Below are 16,373 nucleotides of genomic sequence, written 5' to 3'. Positions count from 1 at the left end.
GACGCCGGTTTTCCGCGGTGGGTGAGGACCTAGCTTTGGGGGGACTCCTTGTCCAGTAGTGCTGTCGCGCGCCCGAACGGCGCGAGACGAATCCTTCGCGCGGCGACCGCGGGCGTGCTCGTGCTCGTCGTCGCGCTGAGCGGTCCGCTGGCGTGGGCTCAGGAAACCGAGCCCACGACCACCACGACGGAGGCGGCACCGCCGCCGGAGACCACCGCGCCGCCGGAGACGACCGCGCCCACCGAACCGACCGAGACCCCGGTGGTCACGCCAACGGAAACCTCGGCCGAGCCGACCACCGAGACGACCGAGCCGCCGGCCGAGCAACCCGCCGAAGCCGACACCGACACCGACACCAGGGCGCCGGTCGAGTCGCGGGTCGGGCCCCTTGCCGTGCCGCCCGCCACCCGGCCGGACCTCCGGGTGTCGATCGCCTTCGACCAGGCCGAGTACGCGCCCGACTCCGACATCGGCTTCACGGTGAGCGTCCGCAACGTCGGCAACGCGCCCGCCGTGGACGTCCGCTGGCGGGAGTACGGCTCGCTCACCCTCAAGGCGGGCGCCGCGGACCTGCGCCGCGTACCCGGCCCGACGCTCGAACCGGGCGCGAGCAAGACCTACCGGCTCGTCGGCAGGCAGAACGACGCGCGCGCCTCATCGGTGACCTACGCCGTCGAGGCCCGCACGGGCCTGCAGGACAACGGCCCGACGACCGACCCGACACCCGCCGACAACCGCGCCGAGGCCACCGCCACCGTGCCGCAGGGCCGCGGTTCCGCCGCGGGTCTGGTCTACCGCGACGCCAACGGCAACGGCCGGTTCGACGAGGGCGAGGGGTTGGCGGACCTGCCGGTCTACGCCACCGGCGGCGCGCCCGCCACGTGGCTGGACGGCCGCACGGACGCCACCGGCCGGTTCACCTTCGGCGACGACATCCCCACCGGCACGTACCGCGCCTACCTCCAGAGCTGGCCCGACCCGGGCGGCGTCATCGCGGCGGGCCGCGCCTGGTTCACCGTCCAGGCGGGCGTCGCCGCGAACCTGGAGTTCCCGTTGGCGCCACCGGTGTCCACGGTGCTGCGCCCGCGTCTGGAGTTCGACCGCGACACCTACCGGGCCACCGACCAGGTCGGCATCCGGGTCACCCTCACCAACTCCGGCACGAACCCGTTGACCGGCGTCGTCGCCGTGTGCGACGAGTCCTGGTCCGACGGCAGCCTGGACGGCCGGTCGGCCGCGTGGGCCGCGCTGAGACCGGAGGGGACCGGCATCTCGCTGGCCGCCGGTGAGACCAAGGTCGTGACCGTCACCGAGACCGTGCCGGAGGCGGCCGTCCTCTCCGGCACGATCTCCGTCGCCTGCAACTTCGGCGACAGCGGCCGGGCCACCTCCGGTTACATCGGCTCGTCGGACTCCGCCGAGGTCGGCGCGTTCGGCGCGGTCGAGGGCACGCTGGCGCTCGACTCCGGCGACGGCGCGCGGCCGCTCGACGGCGCCCTGCTGGTCGCGCTGAGCCGGCGCACCGGCCTGAAGATCGCCGAGGCCGTGTCGCACGACGACGGCTCGTTCACGTTCGACAGGCTCCCGGAGGGCCCGACGAAGGTGCTCTTGCTCGGCGACTACCGGGACAAGGCCACCGGCAACGGCTGGTTCACCGCGGACGTCGTCGCGGACGGCACCGCGCGCGTGGCGTTCGTCGCCACGGCCGGTCCGACCGTGGCCGAACCGGCGTCGCACGAGAAGCTGGAGGTCACCGCCTCCTTCGACAAGGCGCACTACACCGTCGACGAGCCGGTGACCGCCAAGGTCAAGGTCACCAACGCGGGTGCCGGTCACCGGACCGAGGTGCGGTTCGAGAACGACTACGGGACCAGCCTCAACTACGACCTGAGCCAGTGGGGCCTGCTCGACCAGAGCTACCGACCGGGCGGGCCGCCGCCGAGGCTGTTCCTGTGGCCCGGCGAGTCGTACGAGGTCACGCTGGTCGGTCACGCGATGTCCTGGCGGCTCGAGAACACCGTCACGCTCAAGGGGAAGATCGTCACCTGGAGCAGCACCTCCGTGCCGATCGACCTCAGCGCCTCGGTGACGCACCCGACCGGTGACGCCACCGTCGGGGTCTTCGCGGACACCGACGGCGACGGCGTGCGCGACGCCGGCGAGAAGGCGTTGTCGGACGTGGAGGTCACCGTCAGCGGCGGCCTCTCGGGCAACGCGTGGCACACCGGCCGCACGGACGCCGACGGCCGGTTCCGGCTCGAGGACGTCGGGATCGGCCGCTACTCGGTCTCCACGCGGCACGCGGACGGCTGGATCGAGGCCGAGGACTCCTACCAGGTCCTCACGGTCACGGCGGACGGCGACGCGACGTACGAGACCGGGCTGGTCCGGCCGATCTCGGACGACCTGACGGCGGAGCTGTCGTTCGACCAGGACTCCTACCTGCCGACCGACTCGCCGAAGATCAAGTTCGAGATCACCAACAAGACCGGAGGCGCCCTCACGGTCTTCGCGTTCTGCAGCGGCTCCGGCGAGGGCTACGAGATCCACAACTCCACCGAGGGGTGGGGTCCGCTCGCCTACGACGGCGCCGGTGTGGCGATCGCGGACGGCGAGACGTGGACCGCTGACGTGACGGCGGCGATGCCGGAGCGGGCGGCCGACCACGGTCGGGTCACCGTGAACTGCGACATCGGCCCGCGTGCCGCCGACGGCACCATCGTCGTCGGCGCACCGCGCGACGCCGACGAAGCCGTGGTGCCGGGCGCGGTGTGGACCACGACCGGCCGGGTGCTGACCGGTGACTGGCCCTACCAGCCGGTGCCGAACGTGAAGGTCGTGCTGTTCGACCGCGGCACCGAGCGGTACGCGGGCGCGGCGACGGCCGACGCGTCCGGCACGTTCACGTTCACCGACCTGCCCGTTGGTCACTACACGCCGGTGGTGGTCGGCCCGTGGAAGGTCCGCACGAACACCCAGTACCCGTTCCTGCGCGTCGTCCGAGGGAACCCGTACCCGCAGGACATCCACGTGGAGCCGGGCCCGTACGTCGCGGACCCGACCCCCGTGCAGCCGGGTGAGGCGAACCCCACGCCGCCGGCCGTCGGCGGCGGTGCCGGCGGTTCGACCCAGGACGCCCTCGCCAGGACCGGCGCGAGCCTGCTCGGACTGGGGCTGGTCGGCGTGCTCCTGCTGGCCTTCGGCATCGGTGCGCGCGCGGTCGGGCGTCGCACGACCTGATGACCGACGGGTGAAACCCCTGACCGGCGGGGCGCGGTGTCGCGATCACCACACCGCGCCCCGCCGGACGCGGTGTTAGCGTCGCTGACCAACCGCGAGAACCAGGGGAGAGTGGCCGTGACGACGCTGGAGGCGATCGTCGTCGTCCTGGCCGGTGTGTTCGCCGGTGGGATCAACACGGTGGTGGGTTCCGGCACCCTGGTGACGTTCCCGGTGCTGATGGCCGTCGGCTACCCGCCGGTGGTGGCCAACGTGTCCAACAGCCTCGGGCTGGTGCCCGGCTCCCTCAGCGGCGCGTGGGGCTACCGGCGCGAGCTGAGCGGGCAGGCGGCCCGGGTGAAGCGGCTGCTGCCCGCCTCGGTGCTGGGCGCCGTGGTCGGCGCGATCCTGCTGGTCGTGCTGCCGGAGGACGCGTTCTCGGCGATCGTCCCGGTGCTCATCGCCATCGCGCTGGTGCTGGTGGTCGCCCAGCCGTGGCTCAACCGCAAGCTCGCCGAGCGGGAGCGGCACGAGCACGGCGGCGTCGGCCTGTGGATCGGCGTGTTCTTCGCGGGCATCTACGGCGGCTACTTCGGCGCGGCGCAGGGCGTGCTGGTGATGGGCCTGATGGGTGTGCTGATGAGCGAGCACATCCAGCGGATGAACGCCCTGAAGAACGTGCTGACCGCGTTCGTGAACCTGGTCGCGGGCGTGCTGTTCATCTTCATCGCCGACGTGGCGTGGCTCGCCGTGCTGCTGCTGGCGGTCGGCTCGGTCGTCGGCGGCCAGCTCGGCGCGAAGGTCGGCCGCCGACTCCCACCGGCCGCGTTGCGCGCGGTGATCGTGGTGGTGGGAGTCGTGGCCATCGCTCAGATCCTGACCCGCTGAACGCTCACCCGCCGAACGACTTCGCGGCGGCCAGGAACGCGTCGTTCTCCTCGGGCTCGCCGATCGTGACGCGCGCGCCGTCGCCGACGAACGCCCGCACGACCACCTTGTGCGCCAGGCAGTGCTCGTTGAACGCCGCGGTCCGCTCGCCGAGCGGCAGCCACACGAAGTTCGCCTGCGACTCCGGCACCTCGAACCCGGCGGCCAGCAGCTCGCCGCGCACCCTGGCCCGCTCGGCCACGATCGCCCGGCACCGCGCCATCAGCTCGGCCTCGGCGTCCAGCGACGCCAGCGCGGCGACCTGCGCCAGGGCGTTCACGCTGAACGGCACGTAGACCTTGCGCAGCGTCTCGGCCACCGCGGGCGACGCGACCGCGTACCCGACGCGCAGCCCGGCCAGCCCGTACGCCTTGGAGAACGTGCGCAGCACGGCCACGTTGTCCCGGCCCGCGGCCCACTGCGCCTTGGCCAGCTCCACGCCGTCGGGCACGTCCGGGTCGTCCACGAACTCCTTGTACGCCTCGTCGATGACCACGAGCACGTCCGACGGCACCCGTTCGACGAACCGCTCGATCTCCGCCGCGCGCAACGCCGTCCCGGTCGGGTTGTTCGGGTTGCACACGAACACCAGGCGGGTGGCCGGCGTGATCGCGTCGGCCATCGCGTCCAGGTCGAGCCCGTGACCGGACGTCAGCGCCACCCGGTTCTGCCGCGCGCCGACGACCGCGGTGATGATCGGGTACGCCTCGAACGAGCGCCACGGGAACAGCGCCTCGTCGGCCTCGGTGCACGTCGCCTGCACCAGCTGCTGGCACAACGTCACCGAGCCGCAGCCGACGGCCACCTGGTCGGCGGGCACGCCGAGCTTGTCCGCCAGGCGTGCCACGAGCTCGGTGGCGGCGGTGTCGGGGTAGCGGTTCACGGCGGTGGCCGCGTCCGCGATCGCCCGCACCACGCTGGGCAGCGGTCCGGCCGACACCTCGTTGCTGGCCAGCTTGATCGCGCCGGGGATCGTCTTACCGGGCACGTATCCGGGCAGCGCGACGAGGTCGGCGCGGGTTCGCACGGTCATCCAAGGACTCCCTTCAGGGTTCTGAGCTGGACGTTATCCGGTGAAAGAGCCGGATGGGGCATACCTGCCGTACGGATGCTCACGTTGACTGCCGTTCACCCCCACGTGGAAGGGTTGGGACATGACTGCTACCCGCACCGAGACGCTCTCCCTCACCGACGGCCGCGAGCTGCGGTTGACCGTCGCCGAGCCGGAGAACGCCGTCCGCGGCGGCCTGGTCGTGCTGCACGAGGCGCGCGGCGTGACCGACACCGTCCGCGGGTTGGTGAGCAGCCTGGCCGCCGAGGGGTGGTTGGCGGTCGCGCCGCACCTCTACGACGAGGTGTCCGGCGACGAGGCGCCGGCGATGGTGAGCGGGTTGTCCGGCGACGCCGTGCTGGCCGACACCGACGTCGCGTTCGTCTGGTTGGCCCAGCAGGGCGTCAGCCAGGACCGGATGGGCGTCATGGGCTTCGACCTGGGCGGATCGGTCGCGATGGTGGTTGCGGGAAGCCGAACCGTCGGCGCCGCGGTGACCGTCGGTGGCGGCGGGATCCTGGAACCGCTGGCCGAGGGGCTGCCGTCGCTGGTGGAGGTCGCGGAGGAGCTCACCTGCCCGTGGCTCGGCCTGTACGGCGACGACGACGCCGAGATCCCGTTCAGCGACGTGGAGAAGTTGCGCGACGCGGCGGCGGCGGCGCCCGTGGCGACCGACGTGGTCCGGTTCTCCCACACCAGCCACCGGTTCGACACCACGCCGGAGGCCAGCGCGGAGGCGTGGCAGCGGGCGTTGAACTGGTTCGACTCACATCTTCGCTAAGCCTCTGGTCGGCGGCTTGGAACCGAACCGGGTTCCCGGTACATCTAAGGGAGGCGTCCGGAACGCCTGATTTCGGTCGTCGTCGGCTAACGCGCGGTAGGCCTGCGGCGAATCGCAGTGCAGGGGGTAGTGATGAGCGACGGGAACATGGTCCCACTCGCGGGTTCGCAGACGGTGCGGATCCCGCCCGGCTTCACGCCGTCCGCGGCGGCCCAGCCCGCGGTCGCGGCGGACACGTCGGTGGCGGACGCGCCGGTGGCCGCGGTGCCATCGGTTGCCGCGCCACCGGTTTCCACGCCGGCTCCACCGGTTGCCGAGCCCGTCGCGCCACCGGTCGCCGCGCCGCCGGCCACCACCGCGCCACCGGCCACCGACGCCACCGTCACCCTGCCCGCCGCGGCCTCCCCCGACACCGACGTGGCCAAACCCGTGGTGGCGGAGAGCTTCGCGAAGGCCGCGCAGACCGACCTGGACAAGGCCACCACCGCGTTGGGCGCGGTGGACAAGGAATCCGTTCAGCTCGACCTGGACAAGCAGGGCGTCGACGACCTGCTCAAGCTGGTCTCGCAGGCCCGCGACCTGGTCGACACCGTGCACGGGCGCGCGGTCAACAACCTCGACGTCGAGTTGAAGTTCGGCAACAACTGGGTGAGCGACGCGATCAGCAGGCGGCTGCGCGAGGTGGCCGTCGGCAACGAGGAGTCCGCGGTCAACGTGATCGGCGACTTCATGCAGGTGCTCTTCGAGGTCGAGGAGACCATCCGCGAAGCGGCGCGGAACCTGGAACGGGCCGACGACGAAGCTGCGGACGCCTTCGGATCCGCGGGGGAGGCCAAGGGCTGATGGGCGACAACATGCACGGCGGCAACCACGGTGGCCAGGGTCACGGCGGCGGCCAACACGGCGGTCAGGGTCACGGCGGCAACCACGGTCAGGGTCACGGTGGCGGCCACGGCGGCGGCCAGGGCCACGACAAGCCCACCGACCTGGGCCAGAAGGTCGACTGGATGACCTACACCCACCAGCAGCTGTGGGAGATGATCAACACCGGCGTCGACCTCAAGGCCGCGAGCAGCGCCCAGACCGACTGGGCGACGGTGAGCAAGTCGCTCGGCGAGGTGCAGACGCTGCTGGCCAAGGCGATCGGCCAGTCCAGCCAGGCGTGGACGGGCGAGTCGGCCGAACGCGCCCGCGAGGCGCTGGAGTCGGTGGAGAAGTGGGCGCTGAACACCAGCGAGCACGCCGACAACGTGGCCAAGTGCATCGCCACCGAGATCGACCACGTGCAGACGGCGCGCGAGATGATGCCGCCGCCCGCACCCGCGCCGCCGGTCGTCACGCCGGTCGGTGACGCGCCGTCGACCCCGGTCGCCACCCCGACCCCGCTCGCCACGCCGCGCTCGCCGTTGGCCGGCACCCGGCTGGTGGAGGACGCGGGCTACCGGACGCCGTCCCTCACGTCGCAGGACGGCCTGGCCGCGGGCTCGACCCCGCTCGTCCGCTCGCCCGGCGCGTTCACCGGCATCGACACCATCGCCGGGCCCGCGATCGACTCGGTCGTCACCGCGGACGCGACGCACCGCCAGGCCGCCGAGGTCATGGCGATGTTCCAGCAGAACTCCTACGAGGTCGACCGCACCGTGCCGTCGTTCAGCCCGCCGACCAACCCGGTCGCGCCGCCCCCTCCGCCGCCCGTCGTCGTCACGCCCAACCCGCCCGGCACCGACGGCAGCGGTGGCGGCAGCGGCGGTGGCGGCAGCGCCGTGGTGAACAACCCCGGCGGCAGCACGCCGAACCAGCGTCCCGGCGGCACGTCGCCCCAGTTCGGTCGAGGCGGCTTCGCCGGTGGCCGCGGCGGCTTCGGCGGCCGTGGCGCCATGCCGACGCCCGTCGGCGCGTCCGGCGGCGGTGGCGGCGGTCCCCTGGCCGGTCCCGGCGCCGCCACGGGCGCGCTCGGCCCCGACCGCGGCTCCGCCAACCCCGGCAGCGTGACCAGCCAGTTCCAGGCGCCCAAGTCGGTGACGCCGCAGTCCGGCATGATCGGCGCCGCGCCGATGGCCGCGCCGCCGCCCGTCGCCGGCGGTGGCGAGAAGGACCGGAACCGTCCCGGTTACCTGGAGGACGACGACAACGTCTTCGGCGTCGACCGCAAGGCCGCACCCCCGGTGATCGGCCTGTGACCGAGCGCGTCTTCCGGCTCAGCGAAGTGGAGTTCTTCCTGCTCTGGCAGGCGGTCCACCGCGACGCCCACCCGGTCCCGCTCGGCACCAGGCACTTCGGGCACACCCAGCGGGAGCGGGACGCGTTGATCGAGACCGCGTCCCGCGACCTGGCGGCACGCGGCCTCGGCACCGTGCGGCGGCCGGACGAGGAGCTGTACGGGCTGCTGCGCGGCCTGGCCGAGTTCGAGATCGGCCTGGAGGTGTTCTTCACCGTGCGCGGCGCCCAGGCGCGCGGCCTGGCCACCGCCGCGTGGCACGGCGCGTTCGCGGGCAGGCTCGGCAACCAGGTGCAGGTGGCCGGGTTCCGGCCGACCGCGCTGGCCGCCACCACGGTCAACACCCTGCCGCCCGCGCCGCCCGGCAGCGGCCGGTCGGTGAACGTCCGCTGGGACGACTACCTGGCCGCGGGCAAGGCGGGGCAGGACGACGGCAGCGAGGGGTTCCTCGACGCGCTGCGCGCCGTCGGCCTGCGCGAGCCGGAGGCCAACACCCTCATGCGCGCCGTGACCACGCGCAGCGGCGGCGGCCAGGTCGGCGTGATCGCCCGCAACCGGGCCGGCTACCTGCACCCGACCGGCGCGGCCGTGTCGTGGCTGGACACCGCCGAGGGCCGGTACCTCGTGCGGCGGGACGACGGGTGGCTGGTCGTCGCGCCGACGGACGCGCCGAGGCTGATCTCCGCGGTCGAGGGACTGGTGGCGAGCGCCGGCCGGAACTGATCCGGTGTGTGGACGCCCCCTGTGGTTCCGGGCCGTCCGATCGGCTAGGAACTTCAGGTATGACCGAGATGCGTGCCGGCGCCGCCGCCGGCGAGGCGGAAGTCCTGTGGCGTCCCGACCCCGACCGGGTCCAGGACACCAGGATGGCCGCGTTCCGCTCCTGGCTCGCCTCGACGAAGGGCCTCGACCTCCCCGACTACGAGTCGCTGTGGGAGTGGTCCACCTCCGACCTGGAGGGGTTCTGGGGCGCGATCGCCGAGTTCTTCGAGGTGGTGTTCCACAGCCCGCCCACGCGCGTGCTGGAGGCCCCCGTGATGCCCGGGGCGTCCTGGTTCCCCGGCGCCACGCTCAACTACGCGGAGCACGCCCTCAGGGGCCCGGACGGCGACCTGGCGGTCGTGTTCCACCGCGAGGACGGGCTGTCGTCGCAACTCACGTACGGCGAGCTGCGCCGCCGCGTGGCCGCCGTGCGGGCCGGCTTCGTGTCGCTGGGCGTGCGGCCCGGTGACCGCGTGGTGGCGCTCGTGCCGAACTCGCCGGAGGCGCTGATCGCGTTCCTGGCGGCGGCGTCGCTCGGCGCGACCTGGTCGTCGTGCTCGCCGGACTTCGGCGCGCGGGCGATCGCCGACCGGTTCGCCCAGATCTCGCCGACCGTGCTGGTGACGGTCGACGGGTACCGGTACAACGGGCGGGCGTTCGACGTGCGGCCGACGGTGGAGAGGCTGCGGTCGGAGATCCCGTCGCTGCGCGCCACCGTGATGATCGACTACGTGGGCGGCACCCCGTTGCCCGGCGCCGTGACCTGGGACTCCCTGCTGTCCGACCACGCCGACGCGCCGATGGCGTTCGAACCGGTGCCGTTCGACCACCCGCTGTGGGTGCTCTACTCGTCCGGCACGACAGGCCTGCCGAAGGGCATCGTCCAGGGGCACGGCGGGATCGTGGTCGAGCACCTGAAGATGCTGGCGCTGCACAGCGACCTCGGCCCGGGCGACCGGTTCTTCTGGTTCACCACCACCGGCTGGATGATGTGGAACTTCCTCGTCTCCGGCCTGCTGGTGGGGTCGACGATCGTGCTGTTCGACGGCAGTCCCGCCCACCCCGACCTCGACGTCCTGTGGCACCTGGCCGAGCAGCACCGCGTGACGTACTTCGGCACGTCCGCGCCGTACATCCAGTCGTGCCTGAAGGAGGGCGTCCACCCGGCCGAGCGCTACGACCTGACGGGCCTGCGCGTCGTCGGTTCCACGGGCGCGCCCCTGACCCCGGAGGGCTTCCGCTGGATCGCGTCCGCCGTCGGTCCGGACGTCCAGATCGCGTCGGTCTCCGGCGGCACCGACCTGTGCACCGCCTTCGTCGCCGCCGCCCCCGACCTGCCGGTCTGGCTGGGCGAACTCTCGTGCCGTGCGCTCGGCGCCGCCGTGGAGTCCTACTCGGAGTCCGGCGAACCCGTCGTCGAGGAGGTCGGCGAACTGGTGATCACCCAGCCGATGCCGTCGATGCCGGTGTACTTCTGGGGCGACGAGGACGGCTCGAAGCTGCGCGAGGCGTACTTCGGGACCTTCGAGGGCGTCTGGCGGCACGGCGACTGGATCAGGATCACGAGGCGCGGCTCCGCCGTCATCTACGGCCGCAGCGACTCCACCCTGAACCGCGGCGGCGTCCGCATGGGCACCAGCGAGTTCTACCGGGTCGTAGAGGGCCTGCCGGGCGTCGCGGACTCCCTCGTGATCGACACGTCGGGCGCCGGCCAGACCGACGGCGAACTCCTGTGCTTCCTGGTCCTGGACCCGGACGTCACCCTGCCCGACCTCGAACCGCGGCTGAGGTCGGAACTGCGGACCAACCTCTCGCCGCGGCACGTGCCGAACAGGTTCGTGGCCGTCGACGAGATCCCGAGGACCCTCAACGGCAAGAAGTGCGAGGTCCCGGTGAAGAAGATCCTGGCCGGCACACCGCCCGAGCGCGCCGTCAGCCTGGACGCCCTGCGCAACCCGGCCGCCCTGGACCCATTCCTCGCCCTGGCCCGAGACCTACCTCACGTCACCACCCCCTGAGGCCGCCTCAACGCCCCCCTCTACCCCCTCTGACCAGCACGGATGCGGTAAAGAGGGGGGCGTTTTGCTAGAGCGGCGGGGGCATGTGTAATCTATGCGTCGTAGCCGAGGGCTCCGGGAGGCTTCGCCTAGTCTGGTCTATGGCGCCGCACTGCTAATGCGGTTTGGGTTTATCGCCCATCCCGGGTTCAAATCCCGGAGCCTCCGCAACACCCGGCTTCGGCTGGGTGACAACTGAAGAACGATGCGCTCGTAGCTCAACGGATAGAGCATCTGACTACGGATCAGAAGGTTGCAGGTTCGAATCCTGCCGAGCGCACCAGCTCAGAGGCCCTGTGGAGAACGTTCCACAGGGCCTCTGACCGCATTTGTGACCGCAGTTCACTTCTCGGCGGCCTCATCGAAGAGCAAGCCCATCCGGTTGACCGCATCCTGCTGCGCGCTCTCGATCACCTCGATGTACGTGCCAGTCGTCACACTGATCGAGCTGTGTCGCAAGATCCGCTGAACCGTCGCCGCGTCGACCCTTCATGGCGAAGAGGATCGTCGCCGCCGTGTGGCGCATGTCGTGCACCCGGATCACGCGGACGCCTGCCCTCACGCACAGCGCCTCGAACGTCCGGTTGATGTTGCGCGGCTCGATCGGCGTGCCGTGCGGCGTGGTGAAGACCAGGCCCGTGTCCACCCAGCGCTTGGCCGCCAGCTTGTCACCGGCCTGCACTGCCCTGTGCCGCCTGAGGACCGTGACCAGGGGAGCGGGCAACGGGATCGTGGCCGCTGACGCTTCGGTCTTCACGTCATCCAAGGTCAGCTTGCCGTCTACCCGGTGCAGCGCCTTGGTGATGGTGGGCTTGCCGCCCACCAGGTCGACGTCCTCCCACCGCAGACCCAGCGCATCACCACGTCGCAGGCCAAGCGCCAGCCCGACTGCCCACAGCGCGTAGAGGCGATGCTCCTTCGCCGTGGTGAGGAACTGCTGAGCCTCCTTCACGCTCCAGGCGCGATGCTTCCGCTTGCCCGAGCTGGGCAGCTTCACGAGCGTGGCGACGTTCCGCGCCAGGACGTCCTCTTCCACCGCGTCCTGAAGCGCTGCCCGCAACAGCCGCAGCAGGTAGCGGATGCTCGCGGGAGCCGGGAACGACTGGCAGCACTCCTTCGGTTGCTTGGCACAGCATCGCGGCTTGCGACCCGGCTTCTCGGCCCATTTGGCGTCTTTGCCTTGGGCGCAGCACTGACAGGTCTTGCCGACCGTGTTGAGCTACGTCCGAATGTGCTGGGCGGTCAACTCCTTCAGCCTCCTTGCCCAGACCGGGGACGATGTAGAGCCGGGTGAGCCCTTCATACGAGCTGAACGTGGTTCGTCTGACGGACGGCTCCGCGACCTCGTGCAGCCAGTAGGCGAAGTAGTCCTCGACCGTGAGCTTCGTAGTGGCGACCGGGACATCGCGCCGGTTGGCGTCCTGAAGCTCGATCTTCTTGTTGTTGCACTCCTCCCAAGTCTTCCCGTAGACGCTCTTGCGCTTCCACCGCGTCTCGAGCCGCCCGCCGGTAGTTGTACGAGTCCGGGTCGACCGGTGTGCCGTCGTCACGCACCCGCCCGTAGGTGTCGAGGGTGAGCGTGACGAACATCGAGGGCCGGAACCCCCTGCGTACTCCCGGCCCACCGTTCGCTTCTCGACGCGCCGTCGAGGCAGGTTCGGTGCGTCCTGACGCCGCCTGGTCGACCGCTTGACGGGTCGCTTGGCAGGTGCGTCGGGTGAGGGGAAGCGACCCCGGACGCCGAGTTGCCGAAGTTCCCTGTCGACAGAGTGGATCTCCTCGCGCAACTCGTCAGCGTCACCCGCCTCGCCAGCCTCGACCGCCTCCCAGAACGCCTTGACCAGATCGGCCCGGAACGTCAACAGCGCCTTCTGGTCCTCAGTCGGTGGGGTCGGAGTGAAGTCGGGTTCCTCGGCCATGTGCCAGCCCTCACGACACTGAGCCATCCGCAGCGCCTTGGCCTTCTTGGCACACGGCTTGCAGGCGCTCCCCACCGTCGACCCACAGGGCACGGCGACGTAGCGCACTTCGTACGTCGCTCGGTCCTCGACTTCCAGCGTGAACGGCCGCACGGACACCCCGTGCTGCTCAGCCGCAGCCTTGGCCACGTCCAGCGCCATCGGCTGACGCATCCGTTCAGCCCGCGTACCGCCCGTCATGCCGCCACCCCCCAGCACCGTCGGGCGTGGTCGGGAACGGCCTCACCTCGGCAGGCCGGAAGTACTCCCGCAGCACCGCCAGGGCCGCGTCTGTCACGTGGAAGGCCCGAGCCCGGTCCGGCTCCCGCTGGCCGTCCTGCTTGACCCACGCGACGCCGGGCGTGTTCTCGGCGATCTCGTGCGCAGCCGCTCCGAGCTGCCAGACGCCGTCACCAAGCACCATGTTTACCTGCTGCGGCTCGTCCAGGCGCAGGGCAACGCGCGTGGTGAAAAGGTGTCGGAAGGACACGACCTTCTAGCGCGGATCCTGGACCAGGCCGACGAGCACGTAACCGGGCGCACGACCCTGCGAGGTGATCGTCTGCACTGCCCGCACCGCGCGATCCCGAAGCTGCCTGTCCGGTTGGTAGGCGATCACGTCCGCCAACTCGTTCCACCACGAGCACGGTCAACGGCTCACCGGTCTCCCGAGCCCACAGCCGCCGAATGCCCCGATACCGCGCCGCACGCTCCTTCACCTCAGCTGCGATTTCCTCCAGCAGCTCGACCGCCTCAATGCCGTTGCCGAACACCCAGCGGTCAAGGCTTCCCTGCGAGCGCTCGAGGTTGGGGCTGTAGTCACCGCCACGCCGACGCCTGACGCTCATCGGCTCGTGCGCGGTTGGCACGGAACTGGCCGCAAGATGGGGGTCGCAAGTAACAACTCTGTAGCCGCGATCGACCTATATCTAGGCATGCAGGACTTGACTCGCTACGTTGACGCTGTCGCGGGGCGAGAGGGAGCAGATCCAACGTTGCTCAACCCTTCTCCGTACATCATCACCAGGGCATGCGACGTGCTTGGTGTCCAAGCAGCAAGCTGTGTCCTGATCGGAGATTCCACGGCAGATGTTCACGCGGCGCTACGTGCAGGTTCGACGATCATTGGGCTTGCCCAGAAACCAGGAAAGCTGGAAGAACTGGTGCGTGCAGGCGCATCGATGATCGTCAGCTCCACGTCCGAGCTGCTTCGGTACGTCGAGAAGTAGTCGAACGTGTGTGCCCCTGAAGGGTCGCCGCAGTCCACCGTGAGCGAACCGGACGCCTCCAAGTCTCAAGATTTGAACACCTGAAACTACTTGAACGTAGGTTTGAGTGATGGTCAGACGTTACGTCACAGTACGAATCGTTACTCACGGTAGTCAAAACGTGAAAATTCGTCCCACTTAACTCGGCAAACTAGGCCGAAAGAGTGATTTGATCAGTCAATCGCAACTCTCCGTACAACTCCACGACCGAACCGGTGAACACGCACCACCATCGAACGATCCACCATTTCGCTGTGTCACTTCGGTCGTTGGCTCTATATCCTGCAGACACGCCAACCTCGGAGGCTGACGTCATGACGACCGTACGGTTCACGCAACCCCCCGTGAGGGAGGTGTCTCTGACTGTGCTGTTCGACCCAGTAGAGGGCGTTCTGGCGGCGGACGTCGGAGACCTGCTAGGTCGGCTGCGTCCAGAGTATCCGAAGGTTGCAGAGCGATCGGCGATGCCACCTTGGAATGAAATCAATGTCCCTGGCATCAAAATCATTCCGGATAATGAAGCGCCTCCTTATTGTTGGTGGATCAGTAATGAAAAAAACGATCGTTTGATTCGCTTTCAGTTTGACCGACTAATCTGCTCATGGCGGTACACGCCTGGCGGTAACCCTTATCCGGAATATCGTGCGCTTTTAGCAGAGCTTCAGGGCCTTCTCAACGTAGGAAACGATTGGCTTGAATCTAGAATAGTCGATAGCGATTTGGTGCGCTCAATTCGGCGAGTTCAGATTGATTATATCAATCAGATCGATCTACCGCCTGCAGATCTGCTTCATGGTTTGATAACTGAATGGTCGCACGAAAGAGGTCATACGAAATTTTCGGAGAGTTCGCTTGTGGCTGCACAGTGGGTCGTTGACGACGACATCGCTGTAGGTCAGCAGACGACAATGAAGGTCGATCCTGACGGGGTGGAAGGATCTAGGCTTTCTCTCATCTCAACAACCGACATCCGTGATGATGAGTCGTATGTAGGCGGTTTCGACAGAATTCATGACCGCGTTGAGCAACTCTTCTTGTCGGCGACATCCGAAGACATGCATCTTAAATGGGGGAAAAGATCATGACGGTTTCGGTAGAGTCCGCAAACAGGATTGCGTACATTCCGCCAGCTTGGCAGGAAAGAAAAGCCCTTCCTGCAAAAGCCATTCCTTTGGCGACCAATACTAGGCCCGAGCGGTCAGTCACTATTTCGACCGACGAAGGGCGCTCCTGGTTTAGGTCGATAATCAAAGAAACGTATAATCTGGTTCGACTCGGGCCAAACTGGAATGGTCCTGGTTCTTATCCGATCGCGCTCGACACTGTTGCAAAGCTTCTACGAGTTCTGATTGACCTACGCGCTCAAGAGATCCCTGCTCCAAATCTCGTTCCGTTGTCCTCCGGTGGAGTGCAGGCCGAATGGCACTTTGCCGATCAATCCATCGAGATCGGCATTGAGGTCGGTGGTGAAATCTTCGCCTATGCTACGGATCTGCAGGGTAAGGTCATCGTTGAGGTAGAAGATACGTGGTTCATTCCGAACTATCAGGGCGCGCTGCTACGGCATGCCTTGCAAGTTCACGCTCAGTCGGCCAGGGGGCGCGGTGGCAGATAGTGCGGACTTAACGTGGGATGACTCATCGGTGGCAGATGAAGAAACCTTGTATCGGCATTTACATCCGACGCATTGGGTTCGCGATGAAGGTACGGGAGGCTATAGAGTTTCTAGCGCCTTCATGTCCATTGAGGCAGGCCAGGACGGGTTATCTTCGTATGCGGAGTCGTTGCTGAAGGAGCATGGTGTAAGGCCAGACGAGATTCTTCCTGAGCCGGAGTACGGTCTTGTATCAATAACGGCCGGTCAAGCGCGCTCGGAATCCTGCGGGGTCGTATTCGATCCTAATGACGAGCTTCCCATTAATTTCGCACACATGTTAGTTAAAGGTCCGAACGGTGTTTTGAGTCGCGGTCAGCGGCGTAAACTCAGCGGAGCACTCACTCGTCATTTAGCGATGCTCAAGCTACCTGAACGAGATCCTGAATGATGTCTAGGGCAAAATCATTCCATTGTACTGGATTACTATAGGCGATCTACTTCGTCGTAAGCGAAATTTTGCCGAACTTGGCTCTAT

Annotated in this window: 14 protein-coding genes, 2 tRNA genes and 2 pseudogenes; 13 read left to right on the top strand and 5 right to left on the bottom strand. The window is 68.5% G+C overall.

Annotated elements, in window-relative coordinates; genetic code table 11:
- Nucleotides 1-48: 48 nt before the first annotated feature.
- The gene (locus tag ADK67_RS07765; protein ID WP_157619999.1) at nt 49-3,240 is read left to right on the top strand and encodes an SdrD B-like domain-containing protein; all 3,192 of its coding nucleotides are present in this window, start codon (nt 49-51) and stop codon (nt 3,238-3,240) included.
- A gap of 117 nt (nt 3,241-3,357) precedes the next feature.
- Nucleotides 3,358-4,107 (top strand): sulfite exporter TauE/SafE family protein, encoded by a 750-nt coding sequence (locus ADK67_RS07760; protein ID WP_053715758.1) that lies wholly within the window; start codon nt 3,358-3,360, stop codon nt 4,105-4,107.
- A gap of 4 nt (nt 4,108-4,111) precedes the next feature.
- On the opposite strand, the gene hisC is transcribed toward ADK67_RS07760, so the two are convergent.
- Complete coding sequence (gene hisC, locus ADK67_RS07755; protein WP_053715699.1) at nt 4,112-5,179, bottom strand: histidinol-phosphate transaminase; 1,068 nt, start codon at nt 5,177-5,179, stop codon at nt 4,112-4,114.
- Nucleotides 5,180-5,300: 121 nt separating this feature from the next.
- Here hisC and ADK67_RS07750 point away from each other — a divergent pair, with 121 nt between their 5' ends.
- The 7 genes from ADK67_RS07750 to ADK67_RS07720 all read left to right on the top strand — a co-directional run bounded on the left by ADK67_RS07750 (nt 5,301) and on the right by ADK67_RS07720 (nt 11,298).
- Complete coding sequence (locus tag ADK67_RS07750; protein ID WP_053715698.1) at nt 5,301-5,978, top strand: dienelactone hydrolase family protein; 678 nt, start codon at nt 5,301-5,303, stop codon at nt 5,976-5,978.
- 132 nt (nt 5,979-6,110) lie between these two features.
- Nucleotides 6,111-6,821, top strand: a complete 711-nt coding sequence (locus ADK67_RS52280) for a hypothetical protein (RefSeq protein WP_197289329.1) — start codon at nt 6,111-6,113, stop codon at nt 6,819-6,821.
- Nucleotides 6,821-8,158, top strand: a complete 1,338-nt coding sequence (locus ADK67_RS07740) for a PPE domain-containing protein (RefSeq protein ID WP_053715696.1) — start codon at nt 6,821-6,823, stop codon at nt 8,156-8,158. The genes ADK67_RS52280 and ADK67_RS07740 overlap by 1 nt, the downstream gene beginning before the upstream one ends.
- Nucleotides 8,155-8,919 (top strand): ESX secretion-associated protein EspG, encoded by a 765-nt coding sequence (locus ADK67_RS07735; protein WP_053715695.1) that lies wholly within the window; start codon nt 8,155-8,157, stop codon nt 8,917-8,919. The genes ADK67_RS07740 and ADK67_RS07735 overlap by 4 nt, the downstream gene beginning before the upstream one ends.
- Before the next feature lie 59 nt (nt 8,920-8,978).
- Nucleotides 8,979-10,976 (top strand): acetoacetate--CoA ligase, encoded by a 1,998-nt coding sequence (locus ADK67_RS07730; protein ID WP_053715694.1) that lies wholly within the window; start codon nt 8,979-8,981, stop codon nt 10,974-10,976.
- A gap of 117 nt (nt 10,977-11,093) precedes the next feature.
- A tRNA-Ser gene (locus ADK67_RS07725) sits at nt 11,094-11,183 on the top strand.
- Nucleotides 11,184-11,222: 39 nt separating this feature from the next.
- Nucleotides 11,223-11,298, top strand: a tRNA-Arg gene (locus ADK67_RS07720).
- A 75-nt stretch (nt 11,299-11,373) separates the two neighbouring features.
- On the opposite strand, the gene ADK67_RS52275 is transcribed toward ADK67_RS07720, so the two are convergent.
- The 4 genes and pseudogenes from ADK67_RS52275 to ADK67_RS55045 all read right to left on the bottom strand — a co-directional run bounded on the left by ADK67_RS52275 (nt 11,374) and on the right by ADK67_RS55045 (nt 13,601).
- Nucleotides 11,374-12,051, bottom strand: a complete 678-nt coding sequence (locus ADK67_RS52275; RefSeq protein ID WP_053715693.1) for a tyrosine-type recombinase/integrase — start codon at nt 12,049-12,051, stop codon at nt 11,374-11,376.
- A 449-nt stretch (nt 12,052-12,500) separates the two neighbouring features.
- Nucleotides 12,501-13,174: pseudogene (locus ADK67_RS53445) on the bottom strand (replication initiator); the annotation flags it as partial.
- On the bottom strand, nt 13,152-13,397 hold the full coding sequence (locus ADK67_RS55050; RefSeq protein WP_331459257.1) for a hypothetical protein: 246 nt from the start codon (nt 13,395-13,397) through the stop codon (nt 13,152-13,154). The pseudogene ADK67_RS53445 and the gene ADK67_RS55050, both read right to left, overlap by 23 nt.
- Nucleotides 13,398-13,469: 72 nt before the next feature.
- Nucleotides 13,470-13,601: a hypothetical protein gene (locus tag ADK67_RS55045; RefSeq protein ID WP_331459256.1), complete on the bottom strand. Its 132-nt coding sequence runs from the start codon at nt 13,599-13,601 to the stop codon at nt 13,470-13,472.
- Between ADK67_RS55045 and ADK67_RS55295 the strand changes: the two are divergent.
- From ADK67_RS55295 to ADK67_RS50560, 4 genes and pseudogenes are all read left to right on the top strand, one after another.
- Nucleotides 13,588-14,049: pseudogene (locus ADK67_RS55295) on the top strand (HAD family hydrolase); the annotation flags it as partial. The gene ADK67_RS55045 and the pseudogene ADK67_RS55295 overlap by 14 nt on opposite strands.
- A 557-nt stretch (nt 14,050-14,606) precedes the next feature.
- Nucleotides 14,607-15,326 carry a TIGR04255 family protein gene (locus ADK67_RS48750; RefSeq protein WP_197289327.1) on the top strand — a complete coding sequence of 240 codons (720 nt, stop codon included), beginning with the start codon at nt 14,607-14,609 and terminating at the stop codon, nt 15,324-15,326.
- Nucleotides 15,308-15,856: a hypothetical protein gene (locus tag ADK67_RS50565; protein ID WP_157619998.1), complete on the top strand. Its 549-nt coding sequence runs from the start codon at nt 15,308-15,310 to the stop codon at nt 15,854-15,856. The genes ADK67_RS48750 and ADK67_RS50565 overlap by 19 nt, the downstream gene beginning before the upstream one ends.
- A gap of 28 nt (nt 15,857-15,884) precedes the next feature.
- Nucleotides 15,885-16,286 (top strand): hypothetical protein, encoded by a 402-nt coding sequence (locus tag ADK67_RS50560; protein WP_157619997.1) that lies wholly within the window; start codon nt 15,885-15,887, stop codon nt 16,284-16,286.
- Nucleotides 16,287-16,373: the final 87 nt, after the last annotated feature.

This window comes from Saccharothrix sp. NRRL B-16348 (genome assembly GCF_001280085.1).
GTDB lineage: Bacteria > Actinomycetota > Actinomycetes > Mycobacteriales > Pseudonocardiaceae > Actinosynnema.
This window is presented reverse-complemented; position numbering and strand designations above follow the sequence as displayed.

Coding starts and splice junctions, on each gene's coding strand:
- hisC (WP_053715699.1), bottom strand. CDS start 5,179: ATGACCGTGCGAACCCGCGCCGACCTCGTCGCGCTGCCCGGATACGTG.
- ADK67_RS07750 (WP_053715698.1), top strand. CDS start 5,301: ATGACTGCTACCCGCACCGAGACGCTCTCCCTCACCGACGGCCGCGAG.
- ADK67_RS52280 (WP_197289329.1), top strand. CDS start 6,111: ATGAGCGACGGGAACATGGTCCCACTCGCGGGTTCGCAGACGGTGCGG.
- ADK67_RS07740 (WP_053715696.1), top strand. CDS start 6,821: ATGGGCGACAACATGCACGGCGGCAACCACGGTGGCCAGGGTCACGGC.
- ADK67_RS07730 (WP_053715694.1), top strand. CDS start 8,979: ATGACCGAGATGCGTGCCGGCGCCGCCGCCGGCGAGGCGGAAGTCCTG.
- ADK67_RS55050 (WP_331459257.1), bottom strand. CDS start 13,397: ATGGTGCTTGGTGACGGCGTCTGGCAGCTCGGAGCGGCTGCGCACGAG.
- ADK67_RS50565 (WP_157619998.1), top strand. CDS start 15,308: ATGGGGGAAAAGATCATGACGGTTTCGGTAGAGTCCGCAAACAGGATT.